Annotated in this window: 17 protein-coding genes; 12 read left to right on the top strand and 5 right to left on the bottom strand. The window is 51.6% G+C overall.

What is annotated here, in order from left to right; genetic code table 11:
* Positions 1-143 precede the first annotated feature (143 nt).
* Positions 144-233, top strand: a complete 90-nt coding sequence (cydH, locus tag HC231_RS12145) for a cytochrome bd-I oxidase subunit CydH (RefSeq protein ID WP_208226910.1) — start codon at positions 144-146, stop codon at positions 231-233.
* Between the two features lie 78 nt (positions 234-311).
* On the opposite strand, the gene HC231_RS12140 is transcribed toward cydH, so the two are convergent.
* Positions 312-1151, bottom strand: coding sequence for a C40 family peptidase (locus tag HC231_RS12140; protein ID WP_208226909.1), 840 nt, complete (start codon positions 1149-1151; stop codon positions 312-314).
* Positions 1152-1494: 343 nt separating this feature from the next.
* On the opposite strand from HC231_RS12140, the gene grxD reads away from it, so the two are divergent.
* Positions 1495-1845: a Grx4 family monothiol glutaredoxin gene (grxD, locus tag HC231_RS12135; protein WP_208226908.1), complete on the top strand. Its 351-nt coding sequence runs from the start codon at positions 1495-1497 to the stop codon at positions 1843-1845.
* A gap of 83 nt (positions 1846-1928) precedes the next feature.
* Here grxD and rnt read toward each other — a convergent pair whose 3' ends face one another.
* Entirely contained in the window at positions 1929-2600 is a 672-nt protein-coding gene (gene rnt / locus HC231_RS12130; protein ID WP_208226907.1) for a ribonuclease T, read from the bottom strand.
* A gap of 63 nt (positions 2601-2663) precedes the next feature.
* On the opposite strand from rnt, the gene HC231_RS12125 reads away from it, so the two are divergent.
* The gene (locus tag HC231_RS12125; RefSeq protein WP_208226906.1) at positions 2664-2816 is read left to right on the top strand and encodes a hypothetical protein; all 153 of its coding nucleotides are present in this window, start codon (positions 2664-2666) and stop codon (positions 2814-2816) included.
* On the opposite strand, the gene gloA is transcribed toward HC231_RS12125, so the two are convergent.
* Positions 2813-3220 (bottom strand): lactoylglutathione lyase, encoded by a 408-nt coding sequence (gene gloA, locus HC231_RS12120; protein WP_208226905.1) that lies wholly within the window; start codon positions 3218-3220, stop codon positions 2813-2815. The two genes, HC231_RS12125 and gloA, sit on opposite strands and share 4 nt — an antisense overlap.
* 343 nt (positions 3221-3563) lie before the next feature.
* Between gloA and HC231_RS12115 the strand changes: the two genes are divergently transcribed.
* Both HC231_RS12115 and slyA read left to right on the top strand, forming a co-directional pair.
* Positions 3564-3803: a DUF1289 domain-containing protein gene (locus HC231_RS12115; RefSeq protein WP_208226904.1), complete on the top strand. Its 240-nt coding sequence runs from the start codon at positions 3564-3566 to the stop codon at positions 3801-3803.
* Positions 3804-3972: 169 nt separating this feature from the next.
* Positions 3973-4422 (top strand): transcriptional regulator SlyA, encoded by a 450-nt coding sequence (gene slyA, locus HC231_RS12110; protein ID WP_208226903.1) that lies wholly within the window; start codon positions 3973-3975, stop codon positions 4420-4422.
* A 394-nt stretch (positions 4423-4816) separates the two neighbouring features.
* Here the strand turns inward: slyA and HC231_RS12105 are convergent, their stop codons facing one another.
* Positions 4817-5284 carry an outer membrane lipoprotein gene (locus tag HC231_RS12105; RefSeq protein ID WP_208226902.1) on the bottom strand — a complete coding sequence of 156 codons (468 nt, stop codon included), beginning with the start codon at positions 5282-5284 and terminating at the stop codon, positions 4817-4819.
* 320 nt (positions 5285-5604) lie between these two features.
* Between HC231_RS12105 and anmK the strand changes: the two genes are divergently transcribed.
* The 5 genes from anmK to pdxY all read left to right on the top strand — a co-directional run bounded on the left by anmK (position 5605) and on the right by pdxY (position 10546).
* Positions 5605-6717, top strand: a complete 1113-nt coding sequence (anmK, locus tag HC231_RS12100; protein ID WP_208226901.1) for an anhydro-N-acetylmuramic acid kinase — start codon at positions 5605-5607, stop codon at positions 6715-6717.
* A gap of 116 nt (positions 6718-6833) precedes the next feature.
* On the top strand, positions 6834-7145 hold the full coding sequence (locus HC231_RS12095; protein ID WP_208226900.1) for an MliC family protein: 312 nt from the start codon (positions 6834-6836) through the stop codon (positions 7143-7145).
* Positions 7146-7367: 222 nt separating this feature from the next.
* Positions 7368-8024 carry a pyridoxamine 5'-phosphate oxidase gene (gene pdxH / locus HC231_RS12090; protein ID WP_246494836.1) on the top strand — a complete coding sequence of 219 codons (657 nt, stop codon included), beginning with the start codon at positions 7368-7370 and terminating at the stop codon, positions 8022-8024.
* A gap of 269 nt (positions 8025-8293) precedes the next feature.
* Positions 8294-9571: a tyrosine--tRNA ligase gene (tyrS, locus tag HC231_RS12085; protein ID WP_208226898.1), complete on the top strand. Its 1278-nt coding sequence runs from the start codon at positions 8294-8296 to the stop codon at positions 9569-9571.
* 117 nt (positions 9572-9688) lie between these two features.
* A complete protein-coding gene (gene pdxY, locus HC231_RS12080) occupies positions 9689-10546 on the top strand; it encodes a pyridoxal kinase PdxY (protein WP_208226897.1) in 858 nt (285 codons plus the stop codon).
* 230 nt (positions 10547-10776) lie between these two features.
* Here the strand turns inward: pdxY and gstA are convergent, their stop codons facing one another.
* Positions 10777-11385: a glutathione transferase GstA gene (gene gstA / locus HC231_RS12075; protein WP_208226896.1), complete on the bottom strand. Its 609-nt coding sequence runs from the start codon at positions 11383-11385 to the stop codon at positions 10777-10779.
* 392 nt (positions 11386-11777) lie between these two features.
* Here gstA and acnA point away from each other — a divergent pair, with 392 nt between their 5' ends.
* Both acnA and HC231_RS12065 read left to right on the top strand, forming a co-directional pair.
* Positions 11778-14453, top strand: coding sequence for an aconitate hydratase AcnA (acnA, locus tag HC231_RS12070; protein ID WP_208226895.1), 2676 nt, complete (start codon positions 11778-11780; stop codon positions 14451-14453).
* A gap of 355 nt (positions 14454-14808) precedes the next feature.
* On the top strand, positions 14809-16332 hold the full coding sequence (locus HC231_RS12065; RefSeq protein ID WP_208226894.1) for an FAD-dependent oxidoreductase: 1524 nt from the start codon (positions 14809-14811) through the stop codon (positions 16330-16332).
* Positions 16333-16420 lie beyond the last annotated feature (88 nt).

Here is a 16420-nt window from a genome sequence, read left to right as displayed (position 1 = left end):
TATGCAGGTATGAGTTTTTTCCGTCGGACTGTGCAAGAATTGCTACAGTTATACAGTATGTTGTTTTAGCCCAACGTTGGCTTGGGATTACAAAGATGGTCGATGCTGTCTTCTGATAACTTGTATGCACAAAGGAAACGCCTATGGATACTGACCTGAAGTTGTCGCTGTTCGCCACCGTCGGCGCGTTGGTAATGATTATTATATTTAGCTTTGTGGCTGTGATGAATTAATTGATGGCGAGCCGTATGGCCGTTAACGTCATTATCCGTTCGGGCGCGTTCAATCGCGCCCGAACTTCTATATGGCTTTCAGCGAATAGTCTGCGGGGTGACGACGCGCCGCGCGCCGACATAATGATCCTGCCAGTAATCTTCACTCAATTTGCTGATGCGGATATCAGAGCCTGTACGCGGCGATTGAATAAACTTTCCATCTCCCAGATAAACGCCCACGTGGTCGGCCGCGCCACGGTTGTTGATGCGGAAGAAAACTAAATCGCCGCTTTCCAACTCGCTTTTTTTAATCGGCGCGGCGTCGCGCAAGTGATACATTTCATTCGCGGTGCGGGGGATGGGGATTTTTACAATATCCTTATAGGCGTAATAAACCAAACCGCTGCAGTCGAATCCGGTAAAGGGCGATGAGCCTCCCCAATGATAGGGTTTGCCCACTTGGCCCATCAGTTTATTCATCGCCGTCAATTTAGCATGCTGATAGCGTTTTTTATGGGCTTCGCTCAGCGTTAAGCCTTTTTCTGCCTCGCCTTTCAACGCGCTTTTTTTGGTCCGCGCGGAAGCCAGCCTGGATTCGTTTCCCGCATGCGTTTTTTTGAGATTGCGTTTAACTAATGCCGGGGTACTGCTTTTGGTTCTCGATAGCGCCGGTTCCGGTTTACGTTTCACGAGGCGAGGGGTTTTAACTTTAGCTGCGGAGTCGGTTTTGCTGGCGGCGGGTTCTTTGTTTTTTACCGGCGCCGGCGATTTTTGAGGCGTTTTCTTCGTCGGCTTGGTTTTTTTATGATCCCCGTCGGGTACGCTGTTCACACTGGCTTTTCGCGGCGGCAAATTCGGCGTATGAGGCGCCGCCTGTGCCAGATTCAGGAATAGGTTACTGAAAAACACTATAAAAATGGTAGTAAATAAACGCATGATAGCCGCGATCGATTATCGTCATTAAATCACTAAGTGCGCACAGTATTCCCGAAAACGGCATTATAAAAAAGTGGGATTAGGCGCTTTATTCACACAGAATAGTGAAAAAAAGTTAATGGCGATTTTTTCGATGGTTTTACCAGCAATTTTTGTTGTGAGTTTCATCACATGTAATCTATGGTAGGGTAAAGAGATAGCCACACAAAAAATGGCGTTTTTTTGTGGGCGTCGCCCTCGTTACAATGTGGTTGAGTAGATAGCGCTGTAGCGGCGCATCTGATGATACTCATGGTTAATGAACGTGACGTTAGCCATCCTATAGGTTTGAGGAAGCAAGAGAATGACGACAACGACAATTGAAAAAATTCAGCGCCAGATCGCTGAAAACCCGATCCTGCTGTATATGAAAGGTTCCCCTAAATTGCCCAGCTGCGGTTTTTCCGCGCAGGCGGTACAGGCGTTGTCTGCTTGTGGCGAACGTTTTGCCTATGTCGATATCCTGCAGAACCCGGACATTCGCGCCGAGTTGCCCAAGTATGCCAACTGGCCGACATTCCCCCAGTTGTGGGTCGACGGCGAGTTGGTCGGCGGCTGCGACATCGTTATTGAAATGTATCAACGCGGCGAATTGCAGCAGTTGATTAAAGAAACGGCGGAAAAATATAAATCCCAGCAGGAAGGGCAGCAATAAGCCCGGCGGAATGCGATGCGGATAACCGTTTGAGCGAAATGAAAAGAGGGTGGCATAGGCCGCCCTCTCTCTTTTCACGCGCTCTAACCTGCGGCGGATGTTTTTTCTGATTGATTTTCATCAAGCGCGATAGGCCATCCGCCCATCCGTTTCCAACGGTTAACCAGTTCGCAAAACAGCAGCGCGGTCTGCCTGGTATCATAAAGCGCCGAATGCGCCTGGCTGGAGTCAAAATCGATACCCGCGGTAATACAGGCTTTAGCCAGAACGGTCTGACCCAACACCAGCCCGCTTAACGCAGCGGTATCGAAAGTAGCGAAGGGGTGGAACGGGTTGCGTTTTAAACTGCAACGTTCGGCCGCCGCCATCATAAAGCTATGATCGAAGGTGGCGTTATGCGCCACGATAATGGCGCGGTTGCAGCCCTGTTCTTTTAATCCCTTGCGCACTACTTTAAAGATCTCATGCAGCGCTTCGTATTCGCTGACCGCGCCTCGCAACGGATTGCTGGGATCGATACCGTTAAACGCCAGGGCGGCGGGTTCCAATATTGCGCCTTCGAACGGCTCAACGTGAAAATGTAAAGTTTCATCCGGCTGTAACCAACCATCGGCGTCCATTTTTAATGTTATCGCCGCAACTTCCAGTAATGCATCGGTTTTAGCATTAAATCCGGCAGTTTCAACATCTATCACCACTGGGTAAAACCCACGGAAACGACCGCTCAGGGCGTTCAGGTCATTTTTATCAGCCATTAGTCTCTTAATCTTTAGCAAAATGCAGCGCGCATTATGGCAAATTTTGGCGGGAGATGCAGTATGCGGAGAAAAGACGGGAGTGTGACGACTGACTCGCCGGGTGCGGAAAACGATATCGGGCGTAAACCGCGTAAGCGCTGCTGCGGCGCTTACGCCGTACTTTTCTTGATATCCGCGCTGACCGGCGTCAGGCTGGGCGCTCGGCGGTATTAATTTCCGAGTCCTTGACCAGACTGTGATTTTTCAATCAGTTCGATTTTATAGCCATCCGGATCTTCGACAAATGCGATGATAGTGGTGCCGCCTTTGACCGGGCCTGCCTCGCGTGTGACTTTCCCTCCCGCTTTGCGGATGCTGTCGCAGGTTGCGGCGACATCCTCAACGGCCAGCGCGATATGTCCATAGGCGTTACCCAGGTCGTAACTATCAACGCCCCAATTATAGGTTAATTCAATGACCGCGCCTTCGCTTTCTTCGGTATAACCGACGAATGCCAGGGTGTATTTGTATTCGGCGTTTTCACTGGTACGCAACAGGCGCATGCCTAACACATTGGTATAAAAGTCGATGGAGCGTTGTAAATCACCAACACGCAGCATGGTGTGAAGTAGACGCATAATTTTAATTTCCTCATTGGCTACTGTGGTTAACTGCAAACATGGCGGAAAAGCTAACAGTATGGAATTATAACGTTGCAGATATACTGAGTCCAAGTTATTACCAGCGTAAGTATTGGTCAGATTATTCGCAACGTTGCGTTGACGCCGGTGCTTAGACGTTAACTATTTTTGCATAGCTTAGGATAAAAAACAGACAATTCGTGTAGAAAAACTAAATAGTGGCGCAGAAGAATTATCTGAAATTACAATGATTACCTAATTATTTTATTGTTATCCTTAGCAAGTGCTTGCCAGCGAGGGAGAACAAGGCTTCAATAAACGGATTGTAGACGGAGGCGCAGTGCCTGAGCAACTCGAACTCTTTGCTGTCCCTAATCCATGTCGCGGCGTTTGTCAGGCTGATGAACGCGGCTTTTGCCGCAGTTGTTTCCGCAGTCGGAACGAGCGTTTTGCCTGGGGACAGATGAGCGATGCGCAGAAGCAAGAGGTACTACGTTTGTGTCGGCAAAGGATGAAACGCCAACAGCGTATAGAGAAAACAGCACAGCCGGTAGGACCGTCGCAGCCGACTTTATTTTAGCGGCAACGGGTCGTTTACTGAATAAAATAAGTATAAGATCATTTTTAAAAGAATTGGATTTGGTAGAATCTTTCTTATTAAATAATAAGAATCACTATTCTATTTTTATAAATCAGAATTGATTGCAATCCAGGGATATAACTTAGCATGCTAATTATAAGGAGCGTTTATGGAATTGCCATTAGGATCTGATTTAGCCCGATTAGTGCGCGTATGGCGCGCTTTGATTGATCATCGGTTAAAGCCTTTAGAATTAACACAGACACATTGGGTTACGTTGCATAATATATATCATCTACCGCCAGGGCAGTCGCAGATCCAACTGGCTAAGGCTATAGGGATTGAGCAGCCATCATTAGTTCGGACATTGGATCAACTGGAAGAAAAGGGATTGATTACCAGGCATGTATGTCCTCATGACAGACGCGCTAAGCGAATCATGCTTACCGAGGCCGCGGAGCCAATAATAAAAGCGGTCAACGATGTGATTAGCCGCACTCGTAACGAAATTCTGTTTGGCATTACACCGGAACAGGTTGATGAATTAGCCTTGCTGATCTCGCGTTTGGAGCAAAATATATTGGCATTGCATGAGAGCCAAGCCGAGAGCCAATCTTAACTGTTAACCTGGCTTTGAGGAAAAGAATAAATCCCGGCTATGTCATTCGTGCAATTGATTATTGATGGCAATAGGGATTGAGATTCTATTATTTCCGCTAAATAATTCGCGTTGCAGGAGAGCGGCGCCGCAGCGACAAATTCAGCGGCAACGAATTTTATCAGCCGACGGCTGGCCTGCGGCGGGAGTCAGGATGTTTCTCATTAATCCCCAGGAACTTGCTGAAGTTAAGTTGCTGGGGGTGATCCGCCGGGAGCCGATTTGAACGTTGCTGGCTGCGGCCCAGGGAAGGGGCGCGCAATGAGGAAAGCCTGCGCTCATGCAACTTGAAGTGTGACGAGTATTGAGTCTATGGAGTAATCACCACCGCGCAGGTGGTGATTATTATCGGATATTAGCGAGGAGAAACGGTGATGCTGCGGCCATTGCTTGCCATAGCTACGCGTTGGCCCGCACTAAATTTCGTGTCGCCTTGTTTTTGAACAACCATGATGGTGCTGCCATCATCTCTACGAATTTCCAGTTCTACGCCCTGCGTGCGGTTCATCGCACCCGTAGCTGTTTGACCGGCTACCCCGCCAGCAACGGCGCCTGCGGCTGTCGCCAAACCACGACCGCTGCCTCCGCCGATGGTATTACCCAGAAAGCCGCCGAGGACCGCGCCGCCGAGTGCGCCGATAACGTTTGAATCCTCGCCTGCCTGAATTTGTACCGGACGCGTCGATACAATAGTCCCGTAGGTGACGGTCTGTACCTGCTTGGCTTCGGAGGCACTGTAAACATCTCCTGAAAGCGTACTGGTATTGGCGCAGCCAGCCAGTGTGACACCCGCTAGCGTAACCACAATCAAACGCTTCATCATAATAAACACTCCTGTAATGGCGATAAGTCGGGTTGGTTCACCCTTGGCCGACAAATATATACCTATAAATTATGGTCTGGCTTAATGTTCCATTCCACTCTTTTTACTCTTTTTTGCAGAATATAATAGTGTTCTTACATAAATTGTAAACGGGAGGGGGAATCCGTTTAAATATCATTGGCGGCTACAATTTAACAAAAACTCAACCGGGATAACAAAACACAAAAAATATAATAATTCAGTGTTTTAAAATGCTACTTTTGTCTTAGTCATCTTTCAATTGTTAGCATTCTTGATCCCCCGGCGGAAAAGGTTATGAAATGAGATCAGGCAGATACATTGGCGTAATGTCAGGCACCAGCCTCGATGGTATTGATGTGGTGGTGGCCGCTATTGATGAAAACACCGTTGCGCAGCAGGCAAGCTATAGTCACCCGATACCGCAGGAAATTAAAAAGGCCATTCTGGGAATGTGTCAGGGACAGAGCGTCACGCTTTCAGCGCTCGGACGCCTGGATACGCAACTGGGAATATTGTTCGCGGACGCGGTTCTGGCGTTGCTCAAAAACGCCGGGTTGAAGGCGCATGATATCACGGCTATCGGATGTCACGGGCAGACCGTCTGGCATGAGCCTAATGGCGAAGCGCCTTGTACGATGCAGATCGGCGATAATAACCGCGTTGCGGCGATGACCGGCATTACAACCGTGGGCGATTTCCGCCGGCGCGATTTGGCCTATGGCGGGCAGGGCGCGCCTCTGGTTCCGGCATTTCACCACGCGCTATTGCTGCATCCGGTTGAGCGGCGCATCGTACTCAACATCGGCGGGATCGCCAATTTGTCGCTGTTGGTGCCGGGGGCGGCGGTGCGCGGCTACGATACCGGACCGGGCAACATGCTATTAGACGCCTGGATGTGGCGCCATCGCGCGCAACCCTATGATAAAGATGCCGAATGGGCGATGTCGGGGCAGGTTAACCCGCTGTTGCTACGTCGTATGATGGCCGATCCCTACTTTGCCTTGAGCGCGCCGAAAAGCACCGGACGCGAATACTTTAATCTAGGCTGGCTGGAAAAGGTGCTGGCCGGTTTGCCGCCGATACCGCCTCAGGACGTTCAGGCGACGTTGGTTGAACTGACGGCGCGCAGTATTGCTGAACAGGCGCTGCTAAGCGGTGGCTGCGAACGCTTACTGGTTTGCGGCGGCGGCGCGCGAAATCCCCTCATCATGGCGCGGCTTGCCGCGTTGCTGCCGGGAATTGAAGTCAACACCACGGATGAGTTCGGCGTCAGCGGCGATGACATGGAGGCGCTGGCGTTTGCCTGGCTGGCATCGCGCACGTTATCCGGTTTACCGGGTAATTTGCCTTCGGTCACGGGGGCGAGCCAGGAAACCGTGCTGGGCGCTATTTATCCCGTCACCGTGAACTAATCGGATTTTGCTTAGGTTTCATGCATCGGCCCGTTGGTAAACTGATTTCAGTGAAATGCGCCGTTATTTGTTCGTAGCGCTTTCGCTGATATCAGAACAACAAAGAGGAGTGAATAATGAAACCACTGCTGGCAGGGGCGGTACTGATTTTATTAAGTGGATGCAGCTATTTTGGTCATCAGCAATCGGTCAAAACCCTATCATACCAGTGTGGTACGATGCCGCTGACGGTAACTCTGCGGCAGGGTAATGCGTCGTCGCCGCAGGCCAGTTTCCTGCTTGACGGCGATCGCCATGCTTTGCCGCAGGTCGTCTCCGCCTCCGGGGAAAAATACAGCGATGGAACCTACACCTTCTGGAGTAAAGGCAACCATGCTTTTATCCAGCGCGGGGAGCGCGTCATTGTGGATGACTGCGTTTTGCAGTAATGGCGCGTTAGCGCGTCGCCATGAATATGGCCGGTTTCAGTCGGCCGTTTTTCTCTTCTTTTTAACGAATTGACGCTGGTCTGACAATAAGTCGTTCATGCCGCTGCTGATTGAGATTTTCCGGTGAGGGGCGCAGAATAATGAAATTCCATCCTCTCCCGACTTGTTATTGCTACAGCAGGACATCATGACACTATGACACAGGAAAGCTCTCCCTCCAGTATGACGCCTCCTATTCAGGATATCGACATCGCCGATCTGCGCCGCGAATACACGCGCGGCGGGCTGCGGCGCAGCGACCTCACCGATAACCCGCTGGATCTGTTCGAGCGTTGGCTAAAACAAGCCTGCGACGCGAAGCTGGCCGATCCCACGGCCATGTCGGTCGCCACCGTCGATGAGCAGGGACAACCCTACCAGCGTATTGTTTTGCTAAAACATTACGATGAAAAGGGTATGGTGTTTTACACCAATATGGGCAGTCGTAAGGCGCATCATCTGGCAAACAATCCCAAAGTCAGTTTGCTGTTTCCCTGGCATACGCTGGATCGGCAAGTCATTGTGTTGGGACATGCCGAAAAATTGCCTGCGCTGGATGTTCTGAAGTATTTCCACAGCCGCCCCAAAGACAGCCAGATTGGCGCATGGGTTTCCAAACAGTCCAGCCGCATCTCGACGCGCGGCATTCTGGAAAGCAAATTTCTGGAGCTAAAACAGAAATTCCAAAACGGCGATGTACCGTTGCCGAGCTTCTGGGGCGGTTTCCGCGTCACGATTGATTCCGTGGAGTTCTGGCAAGGCGGCGAGCACCGTTTGCACGATCGGTTCTTCTATCAGCGTCAGGGCGATAGCTGGCAAGTCGATCGTTTGGCGCCTTAATCCTGAAATATCCTCGTTAAACTCTGGCGCTCCCGCGGTGAGCGCTTTATCCTATGTCATTTCGCGCCATCTGCGTTTTGTGGCCGGGGAAGTGCGATCAACCTAATGCTTCATCCTTGTTTTCAACGGGACAAGCGGACTCAATGTTATCCGTGTCGCGGACCATCACGCTGCGACCGAAAAATGACGGATATAAACCAATAAGATGCAACTGCAAGCGAGCTTGTTTTGCATATAACACGATATTTTGCATACAAATGGAGTTATCGATGGCGAGTAGTAACCTGATTAAACAATTGCAAGAGCGGGGCTTGATTGCCCAGGTGACGGATGAGGAAGCGTTAGCAGAGCGACTGGCGCAAGGGCCAATTGCGCTGTATTGCGGTTTCGATCCCACCGCCGACAGCTTGCATTTGGGGCATCTGGTTCCGCTGCTTTGCCTGAAGCGTTTCCAACTTGCCGGGCATAAACCAGTGGCGCTGGTAGGGGGAGCTACTGGTCTGATTGGCGACCCGAGTTTCAAAGCAACGGAACGTAAACTGAACACCACCGAAACAGTTAAAGAATGGGTGGAAAAGATTCGCCATCAGGTTTCGCCATTCCTGGATTTCGACTGTGGCGAAAACAGCGCGATTGCCGCCAACAACTATGATTGGTTCGGCGATATGAATGTCCTGACATTCCTGCGCGATATCGGCAAACATTTCTCCGTTAATCAGATGATTAATAAAGAAGCGGTTAAGCAGCGCCTGAACCGCGACGACGTCGGTATCTCCTTTACCGAGTTTTCTTACAACCTGTTACAAGGTTATGACTTTACCTGCCTGAATAAACTGCATGACGTTGAATTGCAAATCGGCGGTTCCGATCAGTGGGGCAACATTACCTCAGGCATTGATTTAACCCGCAGAATGAACCAGAAGCAGGTTTACGGCATGACAGTGCCGCTGATCACCAAAGCCGACGGTACTAAATTCGGTAAGACCGAAGGCGGCGCAATTTGGCTGGACGCCAGCAAAACCAGCCCATATAAGTTTTATCAGTTCTGGATCAATACCGCGGATGCCGATGTCTATCGCTTCCTGAAATTCTTCACCTTCATGAGTCTGGAAGAGATCGATGCGCTGGAGGAAGAGGATAAGAACAGCGGAAAAGCGCCGCGCGCCCAGTATGTGCTGGCGGAGGAAGTGACCCGTATGGTTCACGGCGACGATGGCCTGGCCGCCGCCCGCCGTATTACGCAGAGTCTGTTTTCCGGTTCGCTGCAGGATATGACGCAAGACGACTTCGCCCAACTGGCTCAGGATGGCATGCCGATCGTCGAACTGGAGCAAAATGCGGATTTGCAGCAGGCGCTGGTAAGCGCTGATCTGGTGCCGTCACGCGGTCAGGCGCGCACCATGATTTCTTCCAATGCGGTGGCGGTTAACGGTGAAAAACAAGCCAACCCTGAATATATCTTTAGTGAATCCGATCGTCTGTTCGGCCGTTACACCCTGCTGCGCCGGGGTAAAAAACACTACTGTCTGATTTGCTGGAAGGCATAATCATCGGTAATCAGGGAGCGCATGCTCCCTGATGTTGATGAACGATCCTCGTTCCCTTTATACCGTTACTCCGTTATTGAAGCGCAAATGCGCTGGCAAAGATTTGAGTCATATCTAATGAAAAATATACTTTCTATTCAGTCACACGTTGTTTTCGGACACGCGGGAAATAGTGCGGCGGAGTTTCCAATGCGGCGGATGGGAGCAAACGTTTGGCCGCTCAATACGGTTCAATTTTCCAACCATACCCAGTATGGCCACTGGACGGGATGCGTGATGCCGGCCGGTCATTTGACCGAAATCGTGCAGGGCATCGCGGATATCGGAAGATTGAAAGACTGTAATGCGGTGCTGAGCGGTTATATCGGTTCGGCGGAGCAGGGTGAACACATTTTAGGCATCGTCCGGCAGGTTAAGGCGGTGAATCCTGATGCGCTATATTTCTGCGATCCGGTTATGGGGTCGCCCGAAAAAGGCTGCATCGTGGCGCCGGGCGTGTCGGAATTTCACTGCCGTCAGTCGCTGCAGGCGGCGGATGTGATCGCGCCTAACCTGCCTGAACTGGAGCAGCTTAGCGGTCATGCGGTGCATAACGTGGCGGAAGCCGTGGAAACGGCGCGGGCATTGTGCGCGCAGGGGCCGAAAATCGTGCTGGTCAAACACCTCAGCCGCGCGGCTTATCGTGATGACAGCTTTGAAATGCTGTTGGTTACGCCGACGGATGCCTGGCATATTACCCGTCCCCTGATTGAGTTTGAACGTCAGCCCGTCGGCGTCGGCGATTTGACCAGCGGATTATTACTGGTGAACTTGCTGAAAGGCGTGGCGCTGGATAAGGCGCTGGAACATACCACGGCCGCCGTTTATGAAGTAATGCTGATGACGAAGGAAATGGACGAGTACGAATTGCAGTTGGTTGCCGCCCAGGAAGGCATCGCCAATCCGCGCCATCATTTCCAGGCGGTACGGCTGTAATCGGCAAGTCTTCGCCTTCCCGCGTGAGGAGGCAATCCCGCCGTTTTTATCCCTCTGTACCGGGCGCGTGCTACGAGGTAGCGTGAAAATGGCGGCATTGCGGCGCGGGAAACCGTCCCGCTATCCGTAAAATGCGGCTAAGAGACGGTTACAAGGGGAGGCATTAATGGCGACGTTTCGTGCTTTGCCGGCAGTTTGAGCGCGGAGTTATAACCGCGCTCTTTTCTTTCTCAGCCTTTCAACCTTTCAATCTTGAGCGCCATGACCACCGAAGGCCTTTCTGCAATATGCTCAAGATAAGCGGACAGCGCCGGATGACGGAACATATCCAGCTTCAATGACTGCGCCCAGCGCATAACGGTGTACAGGTAGGCATCGGCGATACTGAAACGGTTGGCCACCAGATATTTCTGTTCGCTCAGCACAAGATTTATATAGCGGAATTTTACCTGTAAGTACTCCATGATCAGTTCCTTATAGGTTTCTGGCGTGCTGCGGCGGAATATCGGGGAAAAGCTTTTATGCAGTTCGGCGGAGATGTAGTTCAGCCATTCAATGGTGTGATAGCGGGCCATGCTGCCTATCGGCGCGATAAGGTTACAGTGCGGAACCTTATCCGCCACATACAGCGCAATGGCGACGCCTTCAGTAAGCACGCTCCCATCGTCAAGCTGTAGAGCCGGTATCTGCCCTTTGGGATTGATCGATAGGTAATCCGCCCCGCGTTCGGTCTTCTTGGACTTTAGGTCCACCTTTTCGAGTTTGAAGTCTAGCTTGGACTCCAGTAAGACAATATGAGTAAAAAGGGAACTGCTTTCAGGCTGGTAAAACAGTTTCATCTAGAACCCCTTGATATTATTATTTTATCCACCAAAAGATGGGCTATCGTTTATTAAATAAACGGATTCTGTATTCTTACTACAAACTGCGATATCAGGTTGTGAGGTTTTCAGCAAAACGGTTGTGAGGCGCAAAAGCGCTAGCAAGCTAATGAGTAGCATTACAGTTATCGGCCGCAACCGGCATTAACTTTACTTAATTTATTGTCGTCCTTAATTCCTCTCCAACGCCTTAATCAATAGCTGGCGGCTATCGCTGCATATAGTTCAGTTGTTGCGAAAACGTTATTTTTTGTTTGTGTTATCTTTAAATAAGACCTCATGTTCAGACTGGGTATTGAATGGCGGGTCGACAAAAAATAATGATTAATCAAATTACTTTGGGAGGAAGCATGTCACCTCATTCTCTTCGCGATACCTGTCTGGATACGCTAAAGGTACGACAGCAAAGCTATCACTATTACAGTCTGTCCCTGGCCGCCCGACAACTTGGTGCGATTGATAACTTACCCAAGTCGTTAAAAGTCTTGTTGGAAAACCTGTTGCGGCATCTGGACGGCGATACCGTACAGGAAGACGATCTGCAGGCAGTGGTTTCCTGGCTGAAAAACGGGCATGTCGATCGTGAAATCGCCTACCGCCCGGCGCGCGTGCTGATGCAGGATTTTACCGGCGTGCCTGCCGTCGTCGATCTTGCGGCAATGCGCGCAGCGGTAGAGCGCCTGGGCGGTAACGTAAATAAAGTGAATCCGCTGTCGCCGGTCGATCTGGTGATCGACCACTCGGTCACGGTAGACCACTTCGGCGACGGACAGTCGCTGCTGGACAACACCCAATTGGAAATGGCCCGCAACTATGAGCGATACCAGTTTCTGCGCTGGGGGCAAAACGCATTCAGCCATTTTCGGGTCGTGCCGCCGGGAACCGGTATCTGCCATCAGGTTAACCTTGAATATCTGGCGAAAGCGGTGTGGTCTGAAAAACGGCAGGATAGACTGCTGGCTTATCCCGATACGCTGGTCGGGACGGACTCGCACACCACCATGATTAATGGGCTTGGCGTATTGGGATGGGGCGTCGGGGGAATAGAGGCCGAAGCCGCTATGCTGGGTCAGCCGATTTCCATGCTTATTCCGGACGTTGTCGGAGTAAAATTAACCGGGAAGATGCGCGAAGGGATCACCGCGACCGATCTGGTGCTCACCGTGACCCAGATGCTGCGTAAGCATGGCGTGGTGGGGAAATTCGTTGAGTTTTACGGCGACGGCCTGGATCATCTGCCGTTGGCCGATCGCGCCACCATCGCCAATATGGCGCCGGAGTATGGCGCTACCTGCGGCTTTTTCCCGATCGACCAAATCACGCTGGAATATATGCGCTTGACTAACCGCAGCGATGAGCAGGTTGCGCTGGTGGAGGCCTATAGCAAACAGCAGGGGCTGTGGCGCAATACCGGCGACGAGCCCGTCTTCACCAGCCAGCTCTCTTTGGATCTGGACAGCGTCGAAACCAGTCTGGCCGGTCCTAAACGTCCGCAGGACAGAGTGCCGCTGGCGCGCGTGCCGCAGGCGTTTCAAGCAAGCAGGGAGCTGGATATCAATGCGGTGAAAGACCGGGCGGAGTATGAGGAATTTTTGTTGGACGGCGCGACACACCGGTTGCAACAGGGCGCGGTGGTCATTGCGGCAATCACCTCATGTACCAACACCTCGAACCCAAGCGTACTGATGGCGGCCGGGTTGCTGGCGAAAAATGCGGTAAAGCGCGGACTGAAGAAAAAGCCGTGGGTGAAAACATCGCTGGCGCCGGGATCGAGGGTGGTAACGGATTATTACGCCAAAGCAGGGTTAACGCCCTATCTTGATGAGCTGGGTTTTAACCTGGTGGGATATGGCTGCACCACCTGTATCGGCAATTCTGGGCCGTTGCCTGAACCTATCGAGACGGCGATTAAAGCCGGCGATTTGACGGTCGGCGCGGTGTTGTCAGGGAACCGTAACTTTGAAGGGCGTATTCATCCGCTGGTGAAAACCAACTGGCTGGCTTCCCCGCCGTTGGTCGTGGCGTATGCGCTGGCGGGAAATATGAATATCGATCTTACCAGCGAACCGCTGGGGGAAGATCGGCAGGGACGGCCGGTCTATATGCGGGATATCTGGCCTTCAGCGAAAGAAGTGGCCGAGGCCGTATTAAACGTCAGCGCGGATATGTTTCATAAACAGTATGCCGCCGTATTTGACGGGACGCAGGAATGGAAAGATATTGAGGTCGATAGTAATCCGACCTATCAGTGGCCCCCGGAATCAACCTATATTCGCCAGACTCCCTTTTTCCTCGATATGAAAAAAGCCCCTGAGCCGGTGCAGGATATTCATAACGCACGTATCTTGGCGATGCTCGGCGATTCCGTCACCACCGACCATATCTCGCCCGCAGGTAATATCAAGCGTGATAGTCCGGCCGGCCGTTATCTGCTGGAGCGCGGCGTGGAGACGAAGGAATTTAACTCGTATGGCTCGCGCCGGGGGAATCATGAAGTGATGATGCGCGGCACCTTTGCCAACATTCGTATCCGCAATGAGATGGTGCCCGGCAAAGAAGGGGGATATACCCGGCATATCCCGTCACAAAATGAGATGACGATCTATGATGCGGCGATGCGCTATCAGGATGAAAAGGTGCCGCTGGCATTAGTGGCGGGAAAAGAGTACGGATCGGGCTCCAGCCGCGATTGGGCGGCGAAGGGGCCGCGCCTGCTGGGCGTGCGCGTGGTCATCGCCGAATCATTTGAGCGTATTCACCGCTCTAATCTGATTGGTATGGGAATACTGCCGCTGGAGTTCCCGGAAGGCGTAACGCGTAAGACATTGATGTTGACTGGAGACGAGCAAATATCGATCGCGGGGCTAAATCAGTTAACGCCGGGCGCTACGGTGGCGGTAACCATTACCGATAGCGCCGGGCGGCGCCGGGTGATTAACACCCGCTGCCGTATCGATACCCGTAATGAACTGACCTACTACCAGAATGACGGCATTCTGCATTATGTGATTCGCAATATGCTTTAAGACAGACAACCGCCGCGATACCTGATTTGCGGTATCGCGGCGATGGCTTCTTAATCATTCAATAAACCCTCTGCGCAATACTCTCGCCCGATATCAACCATCAAATTATCCCGATTGGGAAAGCTGATTAAGCGGCGGATCAAATTCCAATTGCCGCATTGATTAAATTTCGCACAGCGGATGACCGCGTTCACAGTTCCACGATTTACGTCAGGATAAGGTAAATACGACGCCGCCGCTTCCCGACGATCGGTTTACTCGTCTTCGGTTCTCTGGTGTTGAGCCGCCAGCAGGATAGTCTTCAAGCGATAGCGCACGCCGAATAATAAAAATAGAGATAAAGAGAGGTAGACGCATGAATCGTTTATTTACCTTTAGGATCCCGCTCGCGGTTCTGATAGCCATGGCGTTTGCTCCATTTAGCTACGCGGATAACGTGTATAACACCGATATTGTCGTCGTAGGGGGCGGCGCGACGGGGCTTGCCGCAGGGGTACAGGCAAAAATGCTCGGAGCCGATGTCATCATTCTTGAAAAACAAGCTATCCTCGGCGGTTCGGCAAATTTTGCCGAAGGCATTTTCGCTGCGGAAAGCGCCATGCAAAAAAGGCAGGGTATCGACGTATCCAGAAAGTTCGCCTTCCAGGCGATCATGAACTATAGCCACTGGCGGGCCAACGCGCCGCTGGTTAGCGCCATTGTGCATAAGTCCGCCGAAACGCTTGAATGGTTGAAACAGTTCGGCGTGAATTATGAGTTTATTGGCGTAGGCGGTTTTGGTGGTCCGCTAACCTGGCACGTAGTGGGAGAACTTGAGATCGACGGTAAACGCTACAATCACGGCAATGCGGTGATGATGGCGCTCGCCAGGAAATTCCGCGATTTGGGCGGTACGGTTCTTCTCCGAACGCCAGGTAAAAAACTGATCAAAAACGACGACCGCGTGGTGGGCGTTGAAGGCGTAAACCAAGACGGGGAGAAGGTGATCGTCAACGCCAAAGCCGTGGTGATCGGCACCGGCGGTTACGGCAATAACCGGGAAATGCTGAAAAAATACTCCAGATTTCCAGATGTGATCATGGTCGGCCAGTCAGGTAAAGATGGCGAAGGTATCCAGATGGCCTGGGAAGCCGGAGCTGCCGAGGAGGGGATTGAGATAATGATCTCTTATCGTCCCGGCCTGCCTGATTTCTCCACTAGTTCGCATCTTATCGCGGCCGCCGTTCAGCCCTACCTTTATGTCGATCCCACCGGTAGAAGATACACCGATGAATATAACATCGCCGAGTGGCCCTTCGCCGGTAATGCGCTGGAGAGAATCGGCGGTGTGGCCTACTCAATCTATGACGAGCAGACAAAACAGATGTTTCTCAATCAAGGGATCCAGATGCCCATCGGCGAATGGGTAACCTATGGCGCCAGGCTTGAAAAACTTGAGGATGAGTTCAATAAGGAACTGGCGAAAAATAACGGCAACGTTTTCAAGTGCGACACTATTGATGAGATTGCGAAGCGCATCGGCGCGGATCCCAACGTGCTGAAAGCCACTATCGACCGCAATAATCAAGCCGCCTCCATACATAAGGACGACGAATTCTTTAAGGATGGCGAATTCATACGGCCGGTGGAAAAAGGGCCGTTCTATGTCACGAAACTTCGCCCCAGGGCGCTGGGGACATTCGGCGGCATACGAATTAATGAGAAAACGGAAGTCGTGACCGGTCAAGGGCGGGCTATTCCCGGCCTTTACGCCGGGGGATTGGACGCAGGCGGCATGTATGGCGATAGCTACGATCTCGAAATGGGGGGCGCCAGCTTTGCCTTTGCGCTGAATTCAGGACGGATAGCCGCTGAAAACGCGGTTCACTACATAAAATAATTGTCCTCTATATATTCGCGGTATTGTGTTAACTGCTTGCAAGATATGGGGTCGGCGCGCTATTACATCATAGGATGTTAATTAATAT

The sequence above is a fragment of the Brenneria izadpanahii genome (assembly GCF_017569925.1).
Taxonomy (GTDB): Bacteria; Pseudomonadota; Gammaproteobacteria; order Enterobacterales; family Enterobacteriaceae; genus Brenneria; species Brenneria izadpanahii.
Note: the sequence above shows the minus strand (reverse complement) of the source record. Positions and strands in the feature narration are given on the sequence as shown.